We start from the raw sequence: 19,151 nt of genomic DNA on the forward strand, positions 1-19,151 counted from the left end.
GGACAGGAGGCGGGACGAAGAGCCGGGTCGAGGGGGGCGGGGGTGCTTTCGTCAGGGGCTGGGTGGAGTTGGCGAGTGGCTTGTGCATCGCCAACCTCCCAGGCGCTATGGGGCAGGGGGAGGGATGGGATGCAAGGGGGGAGGGGGGAAGGATGCGAGGGGGGAGCCAAGGCCTCGTGTCCACCCCAAACCGCCGTCATGCTCCGGCTTGACCGGAGCATCCATAGTCCCGCTGGCGAAGCGGCCGGCTCCCGGTGCAATGTAGCCGCCACCGCAGCGGAGCTTGACCATGGAGCGGCGCTACTTCGTCTATCTCCTCGCCAGCAAGCCCCGCGGGACGCTCTATGTGGGCGTGACCAATGACCTGACGCGCCGCGTGTTCGAGCACCGGCTTGGAACCGAGCCTGGCTTCACCAGCCGCTATCATGTCCAGCGCCTCGTCTGGTTCGAGATCCACGAGACGGCAATGGCCGCCATCCAGCGCGAGAAGCGGCTGAAGGCATGGCTGCGGCAGTGGAAGTTCGATCTGGTGGAGAAGGACAATCCCGAATGGCGGGACCTGTTCGACGAGATCGCGCTTGGTTGAAGCATGGGCCCTCCGGTCAAGCCGGAGGGCGACGGTGGGGAAGGGGCCGGCGGGCGCACCGGGTGGCCAACGCAGCCGCCTCCAACCTCGACCGCCGTCATGCTCCGGCTTGACCGGAGCATCCACGCCCCCGCCCATCGCGGTGCCCGGTGGCGAGATGGACCCTCCGGTCAAGCCGGAGGGCGACGGCGGGGAGAAAGCCCTGTCATGGCACTGTCCCCCGGCGCCCATGCCGCGCCCTCCGCCCCAAACCGCCGTCATGCTCCGGCTCGACCGGAGCATCCATGCCCCGCCCAGCGGCGAGATGGGCCCTCCGGTCAAGCCGGAGGGCGACGGTGGGGAGAATGCCCCGTCATGGCACTGTCCCCCGGCGCCCATGCCGCGCCCTCCACCCCGAACCGCCGTCATGCTCCGGCTTGACCGGAGCATCCATCGGCAGGGCGCAGTCGCATATGTGTGGGACAGGGACGGGAGGCCGGACGAAGGCACGAGGCGGGCGCGTTGGGGCTGCTTCCTTCCGGACCTGATCCGGTTGGCGAGTGGCTCGTCCACCGCCAACCTGCCGAGGGCTATAAGGTAGGGGAGGGGGAGGGATGCGAGGGGGACAATATTTAGCGGTAGGCCAGTCTTTTCAATGGTTCCTCGTATGCTCCGATCAGAGCGCTCAGCGGGTCCGCTCCTTTGAAAAAGACTTGCGCGTCCACCCCATTCTCCGGGATCAATCCGGTCGCTTTCCGGACAGTAGAAATCGCGTTCCTCGAAACCTCCTTCGACCACCCAGGAAATCCGATCTGAGCGACCCGATCGACCCCCTTATATACATTTATGTAGTTTCCAGATGGATTGGCGATAGAACAGCCATGAGCATTCAATAATCCATTCAGCTCATTAAAGGTTACAATGTATGACATCCTATTATCTTGTCGTCGAAACATTGTCTTGAATTTTGGTGATATCTCATCTATTTCCATATTTCGCGCATTAATTCTTTTGAGGTCGGCGATTTCAACCATAAAATCTTCAACCGCGACGATATCCGTCGCTGGCAAATAATTATGTTGCATCATAAAAAATACGGAACTTAGAAATGCCGTTCTTTTGTTTCCATCATGAAATGGATGATCGTTGATTAGGCCGAATATCAAAGACGATGCAATATCCCAGAAATCGTTATAAACAAATACCCCACCAGCAGAAGAAAGCTGACGGGCAACTGCGGACGATAGCAGTCCAAAATCTTTAGGCCCAAATCCCGCGATCCCTTCTCCAAGTTTTAGAAAATGATCGCAAATTAGGTAATGAGCATCAAGTACGTCCTCACAATTCAGATGGGGCCTATCACCCGAATAATCAATTTCATCTATTTGTGTGTAATAATGTTTATAGTTATCATACAATTTCGGAGATAGAGTGCTTCGATCTAACATTCCCGCGCCTCTCCTAAATACCATAATTAATTCGGCAGAAACTGCCTCGCTCTATCGACGAAGCGAAAGGCGCCGCACGCTGCAACCTTAGCCGTAACGCTAGCATCAGCGCAACCGAGTGAATTGGGGGCTCAACCGACCCGGGCCGCCTCCGGTCAAATGCTTTCCATTTGGATACGCCAAGGGACGCTTCGCTTTCGCCACACTCCATGGCATGGCTCCATATAACTCTGATTTGACTGTATTTTTCCTCTGGCACACCCCTTGCTGAAACCATTCCAATCCCCCGGCCTCGACGCCGGTGGGGAGGTCAGCGAAGGGGGAGCGCCGGATGGCCCTCGAGACGTTCTATGAAGTCATGCGGCGGCAGGGCATCACCCGCCGCTCGTTCCTGAAATACTGCTCGCTCACCGCCGCGGCCCTGGGCCTCGGGCCGGAGTTCGCGCCGCAGATTGCGCAGGCCATGGAGACCAAGCCGCGCACCCCGGTGCTGTGGCTGCACGGGCTGGAATGCACCTGCTGCTCGGAAAGCTTCATCCGCTCGGCCCATCCCCTGGCCAAGGATGTGGTGCTGAGCATGATCTCGCTGGATTATGACGACACCCTCATGGCCTCCGCCGGCCATCAGGCGGAAGCGATCCTCGACGAGGTGATGGAGAAGTACAAGGGCAACTACATCCTCGCGGTGGAAGGCAACCCGCCGCTGAACGAGGATGGCATGTATTGCATCATCGGCGGCAAGCCCTTCGTGGACCAGCTGAAGAAGGTGGCCAAGGACGCCAAGGCCATCATCTCCTGGGGCTCCTGCGCCTCCTATGGCTGCGTGCAGGCCGCGCGCCCCAACCCCACCCGCGCCACCCCGGTGCATGAGGTGATCTTCGACAAGCCCATCATCAAGGTGCCGGGCTGCCCGCCCATCGCCGAGGTGATGACCGGCGTCATCACCTACATGCTCACCTTCGACCGCCTGCCCGACCTCGACCGCCAGGGGCGGCCCAAGATGTTCTATTCCCAGCGCATCCACGACAAATGCTACCGCCGTCCCCACTTCGACGCCGGCCAGTATGTGGAGAGCTTCGACGACGAGGGCGCGCGCAAGGGCTATTGCCTCTACAAGGTGGGCTGCAAGGGCCCCACCACCTACAACGCCTGCTCCACCGTGCGCTGGAATGACGGCGTCTCCTTCCCCATCCAGGCCGGCCACGGCTGCATCGGCTGCTCGGAAGACGGCTTCTGGGACAAGGGCTCCTGGTACGCCCGCCTCGCGGACCTCAAGGGTTCCGGCTTCGGCGTTGAGGCCAATGCCGACCAGGTGGGCCTGATCGCCGCCGGCGCCGTGGGCGCGGGCGTGGCGGTTCATGCCGCCGTGAGCGCGCTCAAGCGCGCCCAGCACAAGAATACGGACAACGGTGCCGACAATAGCGCGACGGGAGGCGAGAAGTGACCATCCAGACGCCGAATGGCTTTTCCCTCGACACCTCCGGCAAGCGCATCGTGGTCGATCCGGTCACCCGCATCGAAGGCCACATGCGCTGCGAGGTGAATGTGGATGCCAACAACATCATCCGCAACGCGGTCTCCACCGGCACCATGTGGCGCGGGCTGGAAGTGATCCTGAAGGGCCGCGACCCGCGCGACGCCTGGGCCTTCGTGGAGCGCATCTGCGGCGTGTGCACCGGCTGCCATGCGCTCACCTCCGTGCGCGCGGTAGAAGACGCGCTGCAGATCAAGATCCCCAACAACGCCTTCCTGATCCGCGAGATCATGGCCAAGGTGCTGCAGTGGCACGATCATGTGGTCCACTTCTACCACCTGCATGCGCTCGACTGGGTGAACCCGGTGAACGCCCTGAAGGCGGACCCGAAGGCGACGAGCGTGCTGCAGCAGTCCATCTCGGCGCATTCCAAGTCCTCGCCGGGCTATTTCCGCGACGTGCAGAACCGGCTGAAGAAGTTCGTGGAGAGCGGACAGCTCGGCATCTTCAAGAACGGCTATTGGGACAACCCGGCCTATCTGCTGCCGCCGGAAGCCGACCTGATGGCGGTGACGCACTATCTGGAAGCGCTCGACTTCCAGCGCGAGATCGTGAAGGTGCACACCATCTTCGGCGGTAAGAACCCGCATCCCAATTACCTGGTGGGCGGCGTGCCCTGCGCCATCAACATGAATGGCGACATGGCCGCCGGCGCCCCGCTCAACATGGAGCGGCTGAACTTCGTGAAGCTGAAGCTTCAGGAAGCCTTCGAGTTCTCGCAGAACGTCTATATTCCGGACGTGATCGCCATCGCCTCCTTCTACAAGGGCTGGCTCTATGGCGGCGGGCTTTCCGGCCAGAATGTCATGGATTATGGCGACTACGAAGCCATCCAGGGCCAGAAGAAGACCGATCGCCTGCCCGGCGGCGTCATCCTCAACGGCAACTGGAACGAGGTGCACCCCATCGATCCGCGCAATCCCGATGAGGTGCAGGAGTTCGTGGCGCACTCCTGGTACACCTATGGCGATGCGGACAAGGACAAGGGCCTGCATCCGTGGGACGGCATCACCGATCCCCAGTATGTGCTCGGCCCCAATGCCAAGGGCACCCGCACCAATATCGAGGCGGTGGACGAGAACGCCAAGTATTCGTGGATCAAGGCGCCGCGCTGGAAGGGCAATGCGGTGGAAGTGGGCCCGCTGGCCCGCTACATCCTCGCCTATGCCCACGGCGTCGATTATGTGAAGGGGCAGGTGGACGAGGCGCTGGGCCAGTTCAACACCCTGGCCGGCACCCAGCTCACCGCGAAGCAGGCCTTGCCCTCCACCATCGGGCGCACGCTGGCCCGCGCGCTGGAGGCGCATTACTGCGCCAAGATGATGCTGGACGATTTCGACCACCTCATCGCCAACATCAAGGCCGGCGACACCTCCACCGCCAACATGGAGAAGTGGGACCCCTCGACCTGGCCCAAGGAGGCCAAGGGCGTGGGCACGGTGGCGGCGCCGCGCGGCGGCCTCGGCCACTGGATCAAGATCAAGGATGGGCGGATCGAGAACTACCAGTGCGTGGTGCCCACCACCTGGAACGGCGGGCCGCGCGATCCCAAGGGCAATATCGGCGCGTTCGAGGCCTCCCTCATGAACACGCCCATGCAGCGCCCCGAGGAGCCGGTGGAGATCCTGCGCACGCTGCACTCGTTCGACCCGTGCCTGGCCTGCTCCACGCACGTCATGTCCGAAGGCGGCGAGGAACTCGCCCGCGTCACCGTCCGCTGAGGGAGGGATGGAATGAGCGATACTTCACTCTCCGGCGCCGCCCCTCCGGCGGCCCCCGCGACCCCGGTCGCGCAGGCGATCAAGGGTGGAAAGAAGCTGACCACCGTCTATGTGTACGAGGCGCCGGTGCGCCTCTGGCACTGGGTGAACGCCCTTTCCATCGTGGTGTTGTGCATCACCGGCTACTTCATCGGCTCGCCCTTCCCGACCCTGTCGGGGGAGGCGAGTGCCCACTACCTCATGGGCACCATCCGCTTCGTGCACTTCGCGGCGGGCTACATCCTCGCCGTGGGCTTTCTGGGGCGGATCATCTGGGCCTTCTTCGGCAATAAGTATTCCCGCGAGCTGTTCACCTTCCCGTTCTGGAGGAAGAGCTTCTGGCGGGGCTTCTTCACAGAAGTCAAATGGTATGCGTTCCTGAAGCCGCGCCCGCTGAAGTTCGTGGGGCACAATCCGCTGGCCCAGGTCTTCATGTTCTTCGTGATGGTGCTGGGCCTGGCCTTCATGATCGTCACCGGCTTCGCCCTGTATTCGGAAGGCGCGGGGCCGGGATCGTGGCAGGACAAGCTGTTCGGCTGGGTGCTGCCGCTTCTGGGCGGCTCCATGCAGGTGCATACGCTGCATCACCTCGGCATGTGGATGATTATCCTGTTCGTGATCATCCACGTCTATTCGGTGATCCGGGAAGACATCATGTCCCGCCAGTCCATGGTCTCGGCCATGACCAACGGCCACCGCACCTTCCGGGACGATGATCCGGAGTGAAGGGTGCTCTAAATTATAGATAGAGCAAGCGTGAGAAGGGCGTGGCGAAAGCCGCGCCCTTTTTGTTTGGGCGGGTCGGTTCCGCCGGCGCGCCGGCCGCCCCACCGGCCCGGCCCCACGGAAGGCATTCTTTCGGCTCCGGCCGCTGGTTACGGCGTGGAATCGCCTCCCATCATCCGGAAAGCGGAAAATCTGTTTCCATTATATGGATAAATTGATCACAATAATTCCGCTCGTCACCCTATCGCCACGTATGAGGTATGCAGCCGCCACGATCCGCATCAACGCTTTGTCCCGAATTGCGAACGGCTGGCATGCTCCTTGAATTGGAGTAACTCGAAAATCAGGCGGCGGTAGACCGTCGTGGGAGGCTAGCCAGGAGGGATGCGTCGCATGGACGACGAACGGCAAGTTGCGCGCCTGCTGGTGCTCGGCATCGGCAACATCCTGTGGGCCGACGAGGGCTTCGGCGTCCGCGTGCTGGAAGCGCTCGACGCCGCGCACGTCTTCCCCGACGCCGTCACCCTGCTGGATGGTGGCACCCAGGGCCTCTATCTCCTGCCCTATCTGGAAGAGGCGGACGGCGTGGTCATCGTGGATGCGGTGGATTACGGCCTTGTCCCCGGCACCCTCCACATCCTTGCCGACAGCGAAGTGCCCGCCGTGCTCGCCGCCCGCAAGGTGAGCCTGCACCAGACCGGCTTCCAGGAAATCCTCGGCCTGCTGGCTTTGCGCGGCAGGACGCCGGCGCGCATCGTGCTGGTGGGCGTGCAGCCCGAGCTGCTGGACGATTACGGCGGCGGCCTCACCGCCACCATCGCCGCGCAGGTGGAGCCGGCGGCGCGCAAGGTGCTGGACATCCTGAAGGACGAGTTCGGCGTGGTGCCGGCGCCCCGCGCCGGGCAGGAAAACGTCATCTCCGGCGGCCTCGTCACCGCCGCGGTCGGCCGGCAGTCCTACGAGAGCGAGCGCCCGAGCGCCGAGGCGGCCTGCCGCATCGGCGATCCCCGCGTGCTCGCCGCCTCCCGGAGTTGAGCCATGTGCCTCGGCCTTCCCATGCGCATCGAGGAGGTGGAGGGCACCTTCGCCCTGTGCCGCGCCGAGGGCGCGCGCGAGCGGGTGGACCTTGCCCTGGTGCCTGAGGCGCGCGCCGGCGACCATGTGCTGGTGTTCCAGGGCACCGCTCGCCGCCTGCTCGACGCCGATGAGGCGCGCCTGATCACCGACGCGCTTACAGGTGTCGCCGCCATCATGGCGGGGGAGGCGGACGCCGCAGCCATCGACCGCGCCTTCGCCGACCTCGCCGACCGCGAGCCGGCCTTGCCGCCCCATCTCGCCGCGGCCTATGCCGCCGGCCGAAAGGAAGCCTGATGTCCGAGGTTGCCGCGATCCCCGATCCCAATCTGCATCCCCTCGTGCGCCGGCTCGTGTCCGAGCGCGCCTGGCCCTATCTGGAAGCGCCCGAGGACACGGCGCGGCTCGATGCGCGCGACCATTTCCTGTTCCTGCCGGCCCACGGCAAGGCACATCTGGAAAGCCCGGACATCGCGGTGGTGCTGCCGGAACTGGTGAACGCGCTGGGCGGCGAGGCGGTCCTCGGCGTCGCGGTGGCCGGGCCGAAGACCGAGGCCGCCCTGCGCGATGCGCTCAACCTCGCCTTGCCGGCCATCGTGGTGGTGCGCGGCGGGCTGCCGGTGGGCGCCATCTCCCGCATGCGCGACTGGGATGAATATCTCGAACGCCTCGGCGCGCTGCTGAAGACCCCGTCCGCCGCCACCCACTGAGGTCGAGAACCCAGGAAGGCACGCCCCATGTCCTCTTCCCCCTTCGCCACACAGCCCCCCGTCGGTTTCGGCCCCGGCAGCCAGTCCGGCAGCGACGAGGAAGGCCTCGCCTATCTGCCGTTGCCCTCCGGCATGCGCATCTTCGAGGCCCATCTGCCGGAAGTGGCGGACCCCGACCGCCTCGCCCCGGCGCTCAGCGTGCTGGAACAGGTGATCGCGGCGCTTCAGGCGTGGCAGCCGGGGACGAGCCACGTCATCCCCCTGACCCATCTCGACCGGGACAATATCGCTTTGGTGGACGAGGCCATGGGCGAGGGCGAGGTGGCCATCAAGGTGGCGGCATTGGGCGATGCCCGAGCCATGGAGATCCAGGAGGCGACGTTTGCCGGGGTGTGGCGCCTGCGCGGCGCCGCCGGCACCGACCGCATCGAGGTGGCGGCCTTCCCGCGCGGCGCGCTGGTGCGGGCCTTCGGCCTAGGTGCGGGCATCGACCTTGAGGGCCTGGACACGCCGACACCCGGCATCTTCAACGCCCCGGCCCTGCTGGTGGAGATCGACCACCGCGCCCGGTCCCGCCAGCCGGGGGATCTGCCCCACGTCATCAACCTGTCGCTGCTGCCCCACACGCCCGAAGACCTCGCCATGCTGGACCAGCGGCTGGGGCAGGGGGCCACCACGGTGCTGTCGCGCGGCTACGGCAATTGCCGCATCGACGCGGCCGCCACGCGGAACGTCTGGCGGGTGCGCTTCTATAATTCGCAGGACATGCTCATCCTCGATACCATCGAGGTGACCGAGGTGCCGGAAGTGGCCTGCGCCGCCCGTGAGGACATCGCCGACAGCGCCGAGCGCCTCGCCGAAGTGCTGGCGGCGATCCGGTGAGCGCCATGACCGAGACCCCCTCGGCGACCACCCACGCCTTCTTCGAAGGCTCCTATCTGGGCGACCGGGCGCGCCTTGCCCCCACCGCGCGCCTGGAATGCAAGGTGTGCTGGCACGTCTACGACCCGGCCGAGGGCTGCGAGACGTGGCAGGTCCCGGCTGGCACGCCGTTCACCGCCCTGCCCGACCACTGGCGCTGCCCGGTGTGCGACGGCGCGCGCGACCAGTTCATGGTGCTGGACGGCGGCGCCCCCGATCTGCCCGCCATTGCCCCGCCGGTGGCGTCCGATCCCCATCTCGAGGCCCAGCTCAAGGACATGCCGGGGCGGTTCGAGGCGGTGTTCCGCGAGATCCACTCGGCCAAGATGAAGGGCGTGCCCTTCGTGAACGAGAGCCTGGGGGTGAAGGCCGTGGGCTTCCGCGCCCATGAGGGCCGCGCGCTGGGCGTGCTGGTGACGCCGTGGTTCATGAACCTGGTGCTGCTGCCCGCCGCGACCGACGACTGGAGCGGCCTGAAGACCGGCGACAAGGACCTCATCGCCTTCCCGTCCGGTTCTTATGAATTCCTCGCCGCCAACCGGCCGGAGACGGGACCCTACAAGGCCTGCTCCCTGTTCTCGCCCATGTTCGACTTCTCCTCCATGCTGCAGGCGGTGGAGACGGCGGCGGCGGTGCTGCCGGCCCTGTTCGATGCCGCCAACCGGGAGGAGGGCACCCGCTCCGGCGAGATCCGCCGCCGCGCCGAGCAGGAGGCAGCGGCGCTGGCGGAAGCTGAAGCGGCCGCCCTCGCGTCCGACGCGCCCGCCCCCCGGCCCGCCGGTCCGCCGCCCGAGATGTCCCGCCGTGCCGTGATCCTCGGACCGCGCGCGGCGCAGCCTGTCCCGCAAGACGGCCCGCAAGATAGCCCCCAGGACGGCGTCGCATGATCCACGCCCCCGCCACGCTCCGCCGCCTGACCATCGCGCTCGACGGGCGCGGGGGGAGGGAGGGCGCGGAAACTTGGCACTTTGGGCGGGAGACCGGATCGGACCCGGCGCAGGCTCTGGTGGGCCGCACGCCGGTGGAGGCGGCGCGGCTGGCGCCTCTCGTCTTCAACCTGTGCGGTGCCGCCCATGGCTTCGCCGCGGCCACGGCCCTCGGCCTGCCGGCAGCGGCGGACAAGGCGGCCATGGCGCGGGAGACCGTGCGCGACCATGCCCTCGCCATGCTCCACACCTGGCCGCAAGCGCTGGGCGAGGCGCCCGACCGCGCCGCCCTGGGCCTGCTCGCCCGGCCGGACGGCGGGGACGCCTTCGCCACGGCGCTGGTGGGGCAGGGGGCCGAACTGTCGTCCTTCTCGCCCTCCGAACTGGAGGCGTGGCTTGCCGAGGCGCCCACGGCAACGGCCCGGCTGCTGGCCCGCCTGCGCCGCGACATGGATCCCGCCGAGGGGCGGGCAGGGCTGCCGGAGCTGACGGCACAGGACGTGGCGGCGGCGCTGGACCCTGCGCGGGCTTCAGGTGCCGGCGCGCTGCGCGAAACCGGCGCCCTCGGCCGTGTGGCGCGCACCCCGCTGGTGGCGGCCCTCCTTGCTGGCGAAGGGCCGAGCCTGTTCGTGCGCCTGCTGGCCCGGCTGGTGGATTGCCTCGCCGCGCTCAAGCCGACGCCCCTTTCGACGGGCGATTTCCCGCCCGGCCTCGGCATCGCGCCCGCCGCGCGCGGGCTGCTCGGCCATGGCGCGCGGGTGGAGGCGGGGCGCGTCGCGGCTTACCGCATCCTCTCCCCCAGCGCGTGGAACCTTGCCCCCGGCGGCCTGCTGGAGCGCGCGTTCGCGGCGCTGACGCCGGGCCCCTCGGCGCGATGGCTGGCGCCGCTGCTGGTGTCGGCCATCAATCCGTGCGTGCCGGTCACCTTGTCCTTCGTGGAGGATCTGGCCCATGCATGAGATGGCCGTGTGCGAGAGCCTCCTGTCCGCCATGGAAGAGGCGGCGAAGGCGCAGAATTTCTCCCGCGTCACCCGCGTGCGCCTCGCCATCGGCCGCTTCGCCGGCATCGAGGTGGAGGCGCTGCGCTTCGGCTTCGACGTGGTGATGCGCGGCTCCCTGGCCGAGGGCGCCGAACTGGTGGTGCTGGAAGAGGACGGCTCCGCCTGGTGCTTCGACTGCTGCGAGACGGTGGCGCTCTCCCACCGGCTCGCCTCCTGCCCGAAATGCGGCGGGGAACGCCTCGTGCCCAATGGCGGCACGGATATGAAGATCAAGGACCTGGAGGTGTTGTGATGTGCACGGTCTGCGGCTGCGGCGGTGACGGCGCCACCATTTCCGATGCCACGGGCGGGCACGCCCATGCCCATCCTCATGAGCACGGGCACGAGCACACGCATGGGCACGGCGAGGGCCATTCCCACGCCCCCGGCGAAGCCCACGTCCATACCCACGCGGACGGCACCACCCACAGCCATGGGCACGATCAAGATCACGGCCATGATCACGCCCACCACGACGCCCACGACCACCATTCCGCCGGTGGCACCCTGGACTATGGTGCCGGCCCCGCCCGCGCCCATGCGCCGGGCCTTTCCCAGGCGCGCATGGTGGAGATCGAGACCTCCATCCTCGCCAAGAACGACGATTACGCCGCCAAGAACCGCGTCCGCTTCGAGGCCGCCGGCCTGCTGGCGCTGAACCTGCTCTCCGGCCCCGGCGCGGGCAAGACCACGCTGCTGGTGGAGACGCTGAAGGCGCTGGCCGGCCGCCTGCCCACCGCCGTCATCGAGGGCGACCAGCAGACCGACAACGACGCCGCCCGCATCCGCGCCGCCGGCGCGCCGGCAGTGCAGATCAACACCGGCAAGGGCTGCCATCTCGACGCCCACATGGTGGGGCATGCGGCGGAAAAGCTGCCCTTGCCGCCCGGCGGCGTGCTGTTCATCGAGAATGTGGGCAACCTCGTCTGCCCCGCCGCCTTCGACCTTGGCGAGACCAAGCGCGTCACCCTCATCTCGGTGGCGGAAGGCGACGACAAGCCGCTGAAATATCCCGACATCTTCGAAGGCGCCGACCTCGTCCTCATCACCAAGGCGGACCTTGCGCCCCATGTGGACGCGGACATGGCGCGGCTTGAGGCCAACATCCGCCGGGTGAATCCGCGGGCGGAGATCCTGCGGGTGTCCGCGCGGGGCGAGGTGGGGCTGTCCCGCTGGCTCGCCTGGCTGGACAAGGCCCGCATGGAGCGCCTCGACGCCCTCGCCGCCGCCCGCGAGAGCGAGGCGCAGGCCCTGCGCGCGGCCATGAGCGCTGCCGTGAGCGGGGGCGCGCGGTGAACCGCCGCCCCGCCATCCTCGTGGTGGACGACGAGCCGCGCTCGGTGGAAGTCATCGCCCGCGTGCTCGACGAGGAGTTCGACGTCTTCACTGCGCTCAATGCGGACGAGGCGCGGCGCATCCTCGAGAACGAGTGGATCCAGGTGATCTTCTGCGACCAGCGCATGCCGCACACCTCGGGCGTGGCGCTGCTCACCGAGGTGCGCGAGCGCTGGCCGGATATCCTGCGCATCATCGTCACCGGCTATACCGAGCCGGAGGACATGATCGGCGCCATCAACGCGGCGGGGATCTACCAGTTCATTCCCAAGCCGTGGCACCCCGATCAATTGCTGCTCGCCGCCCGCAACGCCGCCCACCTGTTCCAGCTCCAGCGCGACCACGAGCGGCTGAACCTGGAAATGAAGCTCACCGCCGCCACCGCCGAGGTGCGGCTCGGGGCGCAGCAGGCGCGGGTGAAGCAGAACTTCCATTTCGACACCCTCATCCGCGCCCCCGGCAGCGCTCTCAGCGCGGTGTGCCTGCGGGCGGCGCAGGTGGCGACCTTCGACGTGCCCGTCCTCGTCCATGGCGAGACCGGCACCGGCAAGGAACTGCTGGCCCGCGCCATCCATTATTCGAGCCTGCGCAGCGACCGGCCGTTCTTCGCGGTCAATTGCGGGGCGATCCCCGACGAACTGCTGGAATCGGAACTGTTCGGTCACAAGAAGGGGTCCTTCACCGGCGCCCATGTGACCCGCATCGGCTTGCTCGACCAGGCGGACGGCGGCACCATCTTCCTCGACGAGATCGGCGACGTGTCGCCGGCCTTCCAGGTCAAGCTGCTGCGCTTCCTGCAGGAAGGCGAGATCCGACCGGTGGGCTCCAACGACGCCAAGCGCGTCAACGTGCGGGTGCTCGCCGCCACCCATCGCGACCTCTATGGCGAGGTGGGGCGCGGCCGCTTCCGCGAGGACCTCTATTACCGCCTCTGCGCCATGGTGCTGACCCTGCCGGCCCTGCGCGAGCGGCGCTCCGACATTCCGGTGCTGGCCCAGAGCATCCTCGATGCGCTTTCCGCCCACCATGGCAAGCGGGTCAAGGGCTTCACCGAGGAAGCGCTCTCCTGCATGCGGGCCTATGACTGGCCCGGCAACGTGCGCGAGCTGCAGAACGAAGTGACGCGTATGCTGGTTCTGGCCGAGCGCGACATGCTCTCCGCCGACCTGCTCTCGCCCCATGTGGTGCGCGCCGCCGCTGCCGAGACGCGGGCGGTGGAGACCCGTGCGTCGGAGACCATCTCGCTGCCCGACGGCGGTCCGCTGAAGGAGCGGGTGGAGCGCATGGAGGCCACCATCCTCACTGAGACGCTGGTGCGCTGCCGCTGGAACAAGAGCCGCGCGGCGGAGGAACTGGGCCTCTCCCGCGTGGGCCTGAGGGCGAAACTCGACCGCTACGGGATCTCCCGCGGCGGGGCCTTTTCCAGCTCGCATTGAGGGGGTGGGGATGCAGATCTTTTCTCCCTTGAACCGGCGTGAGCCCTCTCCCGCGTGCGGGGGAGGGTTGGGAGGGGGCACGTCCTTGCCGTTCGCCCCATTGCGGGACGTGGTTCGCAGCGTTGTTTCCCACCCCGGCGAGCCTGTTGGCCGAGCTCTTCCGCAGACCCCCTCCCCAGCCCTCCCCCGCACGCGGGAGAGGGAGCACGCCCCTTCCTCCCCATCCACGATCTGAATAGGAGCCCCCCCATGTGCCTCGGCATTCCCGGACAGATCGTCGCCGTCGCCGATGAGGACGCCATGCTGTGCGTGGTGGATGTTTCCGGCGTCCGCCGCAGCGTGGACGTGGTGTGCGTCGCCGAGCCCGGCGCGCCGCTCAGCGACCTCGTGGGGGCGTGGGTGCTGGTCCATGTGGGCTTCGCCATGAGCCGCATCGACGAGGAGGAGGCCGCCGCCACCCTCAAGGTGCTCACCGAGATCGGCGAGGCGGCGGCGGAAATGGAAGCGCTGACCAAAGGTAGTGTTGAGCTTCACCCCGCCCGGACCCAGTGAGGAGACGGCCATGCGCTATGTCGACGAATTCCGCGACCCCGCCCTCGCCTCAGCCCTGGTGAAGGAGATCGGTGCCATTTCCGCGCGTCTGGAACGCGGCCGCGACCGGCCGTTCGCCATCATGGAGGTGTGCGGCGGGCACACCCACGCCATCTTCCGCTACGGGCTGGAAGGCCTTTTGCCGGACCTCGTGGAATTTGTGCATGGGCCGGGCTGCCCGGTGTGCGTGCTGCCCATGGGCCGGGTGGACGATTGCGTCGCCATCGCCGAGCGGGAAGAGGTGATCTTCGCCACCTTCGGCGACGCCATGCGCGTGCCGGGCTCCCGCAAGAGCCTGCTCCAGGCCAAGGCGGACGGGGCGGACGTGCGCATGGTCTATTCGCCGCTGGATGCGCTCACCCTCGCCAAGCGCAATCCAGGGCGGCAGGTGGTGTTCTTCGGCCTCGGCTTCGAGACCACCATGCCCTCCACCGCGCTCACCGTGCTGCGGGCGGCGCGGGAGGGAGTGGAGAATTTCTCCCTGTTCTGCAACCACATCACCATCATCCCCACCCTGCGGGCGCTGCTGGAGCAGCCGGATTTCGGCATCGACGGCTTCATCGGGCCGGGGCATGTCTCCATGGTGATCGGGACTTCGCCCTACCGCTTCATCGCCGAGGAGTTCCACAAGCCCCTCGTGGTGGCCGGCTTCGAGCCCATCGACCTGCTGCAATCGCTGCTCATGGTGCTGCGCCAGATCGAACAAGGCACCGCGCGGATCGAGAACCAGTATGCCCGCGTGGTGCCCGAGCATGGCAACCCGCAGGCGCTGAAGGCGGTGGAAGAAGTGTACGAGCCGCGCGAGACCTTCGAATGGCGCGGGCTCGGCTCCATCGCCGGCTCCGGCGTGCGGCTGCGCGCGCCCTATGCGGCGTTCGATGCGGAGAAGCGCTTCAGCGTGCCCGACGTGAAGGTGGCGGACCCCTCGTCCTGCCGCTGCGGGGAGGTGCTCACCGGCGCGGTGAAGCCGTGGGCCTGCCCGGAATTCGGCACCGGCTGCACCCCCGAGACGCCCCTGGGCGCGCTCATGGTGTCGTCGGAAGGCTCCTGCGCCGCCTATTACCAATATGGCGGCGTGCGGGGAGAAGCCGCATGACCGTCCCTTTCACCCCCACCCCCCGGCGCCGGCCGCTGACCCACAAGACCGTGACGCTGGCCCACGGCGGCGGCGGAAGCGCCATGCGCGACCTCATCGACGACGTGTTCCTCGCCGCCTTTTCGGGCGAGGGCCGCGCCGCGCCCGAGGACCAGGCCCGCTTCGACCTCGCCGCGCTGATGGCCCATGGCGACCGCCTCGCCTTCACCACCGACGGCTTCGTGGTGGACCCCCTGTTCTTTCCCGGCGGCGACATCGGCAAGCTCGCCGTCTGCGGCACGGTGAACGACCTTGCGGTGGGCGGGGCCAAGCCGGTGGCGCTGTCCTGCGCCGTCATCATCGAGGAGGGGCTGCCGGTGGAGACCCTGCGGCAGGTGGCGGCCTCCATGGCTGAAACCGCGCGGGCGGCCGGCGTGGCCATCGCCACCGGCGACACCAAGGTGGTGGCGCGCGGGGCGTGCGACAAGCTCTTCATCACCACCACCGGCATCGGCGTGGTGCGCCGGGGCCTCGACGTGGGCATCGCCAAGGCGCGGCCCGGCGACGTGGTGCTGGTGAATGGCCTTCTGGGCGACCATGGTGCCGCAATCCTGAATGCGCGGGGCGATCTCGCCCTTGAGACGGCCATTGAGAGCGACTGCGCGCCGCTCAACGGCCTCATCGACACGCTGATCGCAGCCGCCCCCGGCCTCCGCATGATGCGCGATGCCACCCGCGGCGGCATCGCGGCGGTGGTGAACGAACTGGCCGAGGCCAGCGCCGTGGGCGTGCGGCTGCGCGAACTCAGCCTGCCCATGCGGGCCGAGGTGATGGGCTTCTGCGAGATCCTCGGCCTCGACCCGCTCTATCTCGCCAACGAGGGCAAGATCCTCGCCGTGGTGCCTCCCGAGGAGGCGGACGCCGCGCTGGCGGCGTTGCGCGCCCATCCGCTGGGACGGGACGCGGCCATCATCGGCGAGGTCACGGACCGGCGGCCCGGACGGGTGGTCATGCAAACGCGCTTCGGGGGAGAGCGCATCGTCGATATGCTGGTCGGCGATCAATTGCCCCGCATCTGCTGAAACCTTCATTTGGGGAGAAAGATATGCGTCACGCAGCCCGCACGGCCCTTGCCGTTGCAGCCTTTTCGGTCCTGCCGCAACTGGCCTTCGCCCATACGGGCGTGGGGGCCACCCACGGCTTCTGGCATGGCTTCGAGCACCCGGTCACCGGCCTCGATCATGTGCTCGCCATGGTGACCGTGGGCATTTTCGCCTACCAGCTCGGCGGCCGTGCCATCTGGGCCGTGCCGACCACCTTCGTCGCCCTCATGGCCGTGGGCGGCGCGCTCGGCATCAGCGGCATTGACGTGCCCTTCGTGGAGCTGGGCATCGCCCTGTCGGTGGTGGTGCTCGGCGCCGCGGTGGCGTTCGGCGTGAAGGCGCCGCTGGCCCTCGCCATGGCGGTGGTGGGCTTCTTCGCCATCTTCCACGGCCATGCCCACGGCGCCGAGATGCCGGACGACGCCTCTGGCCTTGCCTATGGCATGGGCTTCATGATCGCCACCGGCCTGCTCCACCTTGCCGGCATCGGCGCCGGCATGGCCATCGGCCGGTTTGGCGAAACCCATGGGACGCGCTATGTGCGCGGCGCGGGCGCGGCGGTGGCGCTGGCGGGCATCGGGCTGGTCACCGGCATTCTGTGAGAGCCGCAGCCGGCCGGGCGCCATCCGCGCCCGGCCGTGTTATAGGCCCGCCCGCAAGCCTGTTGAGTTGACGCATTTTCGTCCCGCGAGCCGGTTCCGCTTCGCTCGAAAATGCCGGGGAGGGGCCGAGCGGGTGCTGTATGACGCCGAGTATCTGGCGCGGATCGAGAAGCTGATCCGCGCCCACCTTCCCGCGTGGGGACTGGCGCCCGACGCCGCCCTGAGCCTGCTTTCCATTTCCGAGAACGCCACCTTCCGCGCCACCTCCGGCGCGCGCGACCTGGTGCTGCGCGTCTATCGCCCCGGCTATCACACGCCTGAGGAAATCCGCTCCGAGCTGGCCTGGATCGCGGCGCTCAGGGCGGAAGACGTGGTGCCCACCCCCCGCATCATCGCGACCCTGGACGGGCGCCTCCTCGCCGAGATGGACGATGGCGGCACGCCCCGCCGCATGGCGGCTTTCGCCTTCGTGCCCGGTGCCGAGCCGCAGGAGGGCGCGGACCTGCCGGGATGGTTCGGCCATCTCGGCGGCATCCATGCCCGCCTGCACGCCCATGCGCGGCGTTGGGCGCCGCCGCAGGGCTTCACCCGCAAGGTGTGGGATTTCGAGAGCACGCTGGGGTCGCGCCCGCTCTGGGGCGATTTCCGCGCGGCGCTGGGGCTGGATGGGCCGGGCCGCGTGCTGCTGGAGCGCACCGCCGGGGTGCTGAGGGACAGGCTTGCGCCCTTGTCCCAGCCCGGCAGCTTCGGCCTGATCCATGCGGACCTGCGCCTCGCCAACCTGCTGGTGGAGGGGGAGAGGCTGACGCTCATCGACTTCGACGATTGCGGCTTCTCGTGGTTCCTCTACGACTTCGCCGCCGCCGTTTCCTTCATCGAGCAGTCGCCGCGCCTGCCGGAACTGAAGGCGGCCTGGCTCGAAGGCTACCGCGCCTGCGCGCCGCTGCCGGCGGATGCCGAAGAGGCCCTCGACGTGTTCGTGATGCTGCGCCGGATGCTGCTCACCGCCTGGATCGCCTCCCACGCCGAGACGCCGACGGCGCAGGCCATGGGGGCAGGCTATACGCAGGGCACGCTGGCGCTGGCGGAGGGGTTTTTGGCGCGGCGGGGGTGAGGGGCAAGGCCCGGGCTTTCCGGACCGGGGCCGGTGCAGCCGGAACGTCAAATCATCCCAACGGCCCCGGTCAAGGGCCGGGGCCGTTGGGATTTATCATTCGCGCCTTACTCGGCGGTCAGACGCTTGCCGGCCTTGTGGGCCTCGATCCACTTGTGGATCTCCTTGACGTGCTCGGTTTCCTCTTCGAAAAACTCTTTGGCGAGTACCCGGATTTCAGGGTCGGTCGTCGTGTCGTAAATGGACTTGTAGTATTTAAGGCTTGCCTCTTCGGCGTCGCGGGCAATCTCAAGGGCCTGGGTGCGCCCGATGAAGGGGTCGGCCGCCCAGATTCCCGCCGTTTCCGGGCTTTCCAGATTCGGCCAATCGTACTCCTGGGGCTTCATTTCCGGCATGTCACGGAACGCCGCCCGCGCGCGGGCATCAGCAAGATGCAGTCGCGAATAATCCGCCAGTCGCCTGAACAGATTGGCGACATCTGTATTTCCGCAGCTCTGCATGACGTCCGCAAGCTCACCGAAACGAAGGGCGGCTTCCTCTTCCAGCTTTGCGGCATAAGACAGGAATTCACCAGCGGTTTCCACGGCATCACCATTCTGAAAAATCAAGGAATTCAGATCTCTTGCAAACCTTGGACATGACCAAGAGAACAGTTTGCTCTCTTCATTCACGCCTCGGAGGGGCAATGCTCATAGTGAATGATGACTTCTTCTTCGCGGGCGATGAACTGGCAGGCCAGGCGATAAGGCGGCGCGACATCGTTGACTTCCGCGTTCGCGATCTGCTCCTCGGTGATCTTGCCGAGTTCCTTGAGCTTGGTCTTTTCCCGCTCCGTCAGCGCAATCGCCATGCGAGGCTTGCCGTCGACATACTCGACCCGGATGAGGCAGGAGCCACACTCGCCCTCCTGGCATTCGAACGGAATCTTCACGTCGTTCGCACGGGCGACGGCGAGAATCGTCCCCGTATCGCCGGCAGTGGCGTAGGCGCGCTTGTCCTTGGTGGTGGTCGACCGAAAAGTAATGATGGGCATTGTCTGGTTCCAATCGCTGGAGTTGTATTTCTTTGTCAAGAATGCGAAACCCGTGCATGAAAACGCTTGGGCTATACTTCGAGCGATATAGTCAAAAATGGCCCGCAGGTATCTCCACAAGCGGCACGTCTTTTCGTATTTATTCCAATGCCAAATTC

At 67.0% G+C, this 19,151-nt stretch carries 21 protein-coding genes and 1 other RNA gene; 18 read left to right on the top strand and 4 right to left on the bottom strand.

Annotation, left to right across the window (positions count from 1 at the left end; translation table 11 throughout):
• Positions 1-289 precede the first annotated feature (289 nt).
• Positions 290-586 (top strand): GIY-YIG nuclease family protein, encoded by a 297-nt coding sequence (locus V5F48_RS14460; RefSeq protein ID WP_394259277.1) that lies wholly within the window; start codon positions 290-292, stop codon positions 584-586.
• A 466-nt stretch (positions 587-1,052) separates the two neighbouring features.
• On the opposite strand, the gene ffs is transcribed toward V5F48_RS14460, so the two are convergent.
• Together ffs and V5F48_RS14470 are read right to left on the bottom strand one after the other, a co-directional pair.
• An RNA gene (ffs, locus tag V5F48_RS14465) (signal recognition particle sRNA small type) lies at positions 1,053-1,150 on the bottom strand.
• A gap of 47 nt (positions 1,151-1,197) precedes the next feature.
• Positions 1,198-2,013, bottom strand: coding sequence for a type II toxin-antitoxin system death-on-curing family toxin (locus V5F48_RS14470; RefSeq protein WP_394259278.1), 816 nt, complete (start codon positions 2,011-2,013; stop codon positions 1,198-1,200).
• Between the two features lie 331 nt (positions 2,014-2,344).
• Here V5F48_RS14470 and V5F48_RS14475 point away from each other — a divergent pair, with 331 nt between their 5' ends.
• The 17 genes from V5F48_RS14475 to V5F48_RS14555 all read left to right on the top strand — a co-directional run bounded on the left by V5F48_RS14475 (position 2,345) and on the right by V5F48_RS14555 (position 17,960).
• Positions 2,345-3,457 (top strand): hydrogenase small subunit, encoded by a 1,113-nt coding sequence (locus V5F48_RS14475; protein ID WP_394075323.1) that lies wholly within the window; start codon positions 2,345-2,347, stop codon positions 3,455-3,457.
• Positions 3,454-5,268 (top strand): nickel-dependent hydrogenase large subunit, encoded by a 1,815-nt coding sequence (locus V5F48_RS14480; protein ID WP_394259279.1) that lies wholly within the window; start codon positions 3,454-3,456, stop codon positions 5,266-5,268. The genes V5F48_RS14475 and V5F48_RS14480 overlap by 4 nt, the downstream gene beginning before the upstream one ends.
• 12 nt (positions 5,269-5,280) lie before the next feature.
• Entirely contained in the window at positions 5,281-6,033 is a 753-nt protein-coding gene (gene cybH, locus V5F48_RS14485) for a Ni/Fe-hydrogenase, b-type cytochrome subunit (RefSeq protein ID WP_394259280.1), read from the top strand.
• 393 nt (positions 6,034-6,426) lie between these two features.
• Complete coding sequence (locus tag V5F48_RS14490; RefSeq protein WP_394259281.1) at positions 6,427-7,068, top strand: HyaD/HybD family hydrogenase maturation endopeptidase; 642 nt, start codon at positions 6,427-6,429, stop codon at positions 7,066-7,068.
• A gap of 3 nt (positions 7,069-7,071) precedes the next feature.
• The gene (locus tag V5F48_RS14495) at positions 7,072-7,404 is read left to right on the top strand and encodes a HypC/HybG/HupF family hydrogenase formation chaperone (RefSeq protein ID WP_394259282.1); all 333 of its coding nucleotides are present in this window, start codon (positions 7,072-7,074) and stop codon (positions 7,402-7,404) included.
• Positions 7,404-7,817 (top strand): thioredoxin domain-containing protein, encoded by a 414-nt coding sequence (locus V5F48_RS14500; RefSeq protein WP_394111260.1) that lies wholly within the window; start codon positions 7,404-7,406, stop codon positions 7,815-7,817. Before V5F48_RS14495 ends, V5F48_RS14500 begins: the two co-directional genes overlap by 1 nt.
• Positions 7,818-7,844: 27 nt before the next feature.
• Positions 7,845-8,699, top strand: coding sequence for a hydrogenase expression/formation protein (locus V5F48_RS14505; protein WP_394259283.1), 855 nt, complete (start codon positions 7,845-7,847; stop codon positions 8,697-8,699).
• A 5-nt stretch (positions 8,700-8,704) separates the two neighbouring features.
• Positions 8,705-9,625, top strand: coding sequence for a [NiFe]-hydrogenase assembly chaperone HybE (locus V5F48_RS14510; RefSeq protein ID WP_394259284.1), 921 nt, complete (start codon positions 8,705-8,707; stop codon positions 9,623-9,625).
• Positions 9,622-10,623 (top strand): nickel-dependent hydrogenase large subunit, encoded by a 1,002-nt coding sequence (locus V5F48_RS14515; protein WP_394259285.1) that lies wholly within the window; start codon positions 9,622-9,624, stop codon positions 10,621-10,623. The genes V5F48_RS14510 and V5F48_RS14515 overlap by 4 nt, the downstream gene beginning before the upstream one ends.
• A complete protein-coding gene (hypA, locus tag V5F48_RS14520; protein ID WP_012114210.1) occupies positions 10,616-10,957 on the top strand; it encodes a hydrogenase maturation nickel metallochaperone HypA in 342 nt (113 codons plus the stop codon). The genes V5F48_RS14515 and hypA overlap by 8 nt, the downstream gene beginning before the upstream one ends.
• Positions 10,957-12,000, top strand: a complete 1,044-nt coding sequence (hypB, locus tag V5F48_RS14525; RefSeq protein ID WP_394259286.1) for a hydrogenase nickel incorporation protein HypB — start codon at positions 10,957-10,959, stop codon at positions 11,998-12,000. Before hypA ends, hypB begins: the two co-directional genes overlap by 1 nt.
• Positions 11,997-13,475, top strand: coding sequence for a sigma-54-dependent transcriptional regulator (locus V5F48_RS14530; protein ID WP_394259287.1), 1,479 nt, complete (start codon positions 11,997-11,999; stop codon positions 13,473-13,475). The genes hypB and V5F48_RS14530 overlap by 4 nt, the downstream gene beginning before the upstream one ends.
• Before the next feature lie 249 nt (positions 13,476-13,724).
• On the top strand, positions 13,725-14,027 hold the full coding sequence (locus V5F48_RS14535; protein WP_394259288.1) for a HypC/HybG/HupF family hydrogenase formation chaperone: 303 nt from the start codon (positions 13,725-13,727) through the stop codon (positions 14,025-14,027).
• A 10-nt stretch (positions 14,028-14,037) separates the two neighbouring features.
• Entirely contained in the window at positions 14,038-15,162 is a 1,125-nt protein-coding gene (gene hypD / locus V5F48_RS14540) for a hydrogenase formation protein HypD (RefSeq protein ID WP_394259289.1), read from the top strand.
• Positions 15,159-16,223 carry a hydrogenase expression/formation protein HypE gene (gene hypE, locus V5F48_RS14545; protein WP_394259290.1) on the top strand — a complete coding sequence of 355 codons (1,065 nt, stop codon included), beginning with the start codon at positions 15,159-15,161 and terminating at the stop codon, positions 16,221-16,223. Before hypD ends, hypE begins: the two co-directional genes overlap by 4 nt.
• Before the next feature lie 23 nt (positions 16,224-16,246).
• Positions 16,247-16,846, top strand: a complete 600-nt coding sequence (locus tag V5F48_RS14550; protein ID WP_394259291.1) for a HupE/UreJ family protein — start codon at positions 16,247-16,249, stop codon at positions 16,844-16,846.
• A gap of 133 nt (positions 16,847-16,979) precedes the next feature.
• A complete protein-coding gene (locus V5F48_RS14555) occupies positions 16,980-17,960 on the top strand; it encodes a phosphotransferase enzyme family protein (RefSeq protein WP_394259292.1) in 981 nt (326 codons plus the stop codon).
• A gap of 107 nt (positions 17,961-18,067) precedes the next feature.
• On the opposite strand, the gene V5F48_RS14560 is transcribed toward V5F48_RS14555, so the two are convergent.
• Together V5F48_RS14560 and V5F48_RS14565 are read right to left on the bottom strand one after the other, a co-directional pair.
• Entirely contained in the window at positions 18,068-18,544 is a 477-nt protein-coding gene (locus V5F48_RS14560; protein WP_394111266.1) for a ferritin-like domain-containing protein, read from the bottom strand.
• Positions 18,545-18,627: 83 nt separating this feature from the next.
• Positions 18,628-18,993, bottom strand: a complete 366-nt coding sequence (locus V5F48_RS14565; protein ID WP_394111249.1) for a 2Fe-2S iron-sulfur cluster-binding protein — start codon at positions 18,991-18,993, stop codon at positions 18,628-18,630.
• Positions 18,994-19,151 lie beyond the last annotated feature (158 nt).

The organism is Xanthobacter autotrophicus ATCC 700552 (assembly GCF_043194565.1).
In the GTDB taxonomy this organism is placed as follows: domain Bacteria; phylum Pseudomonadota; class Alphaproteobacteria; order Rhizobiales; family Xanthobacteraceae; genus Xanthobacter; species Xanthobacter autotrophicus_F.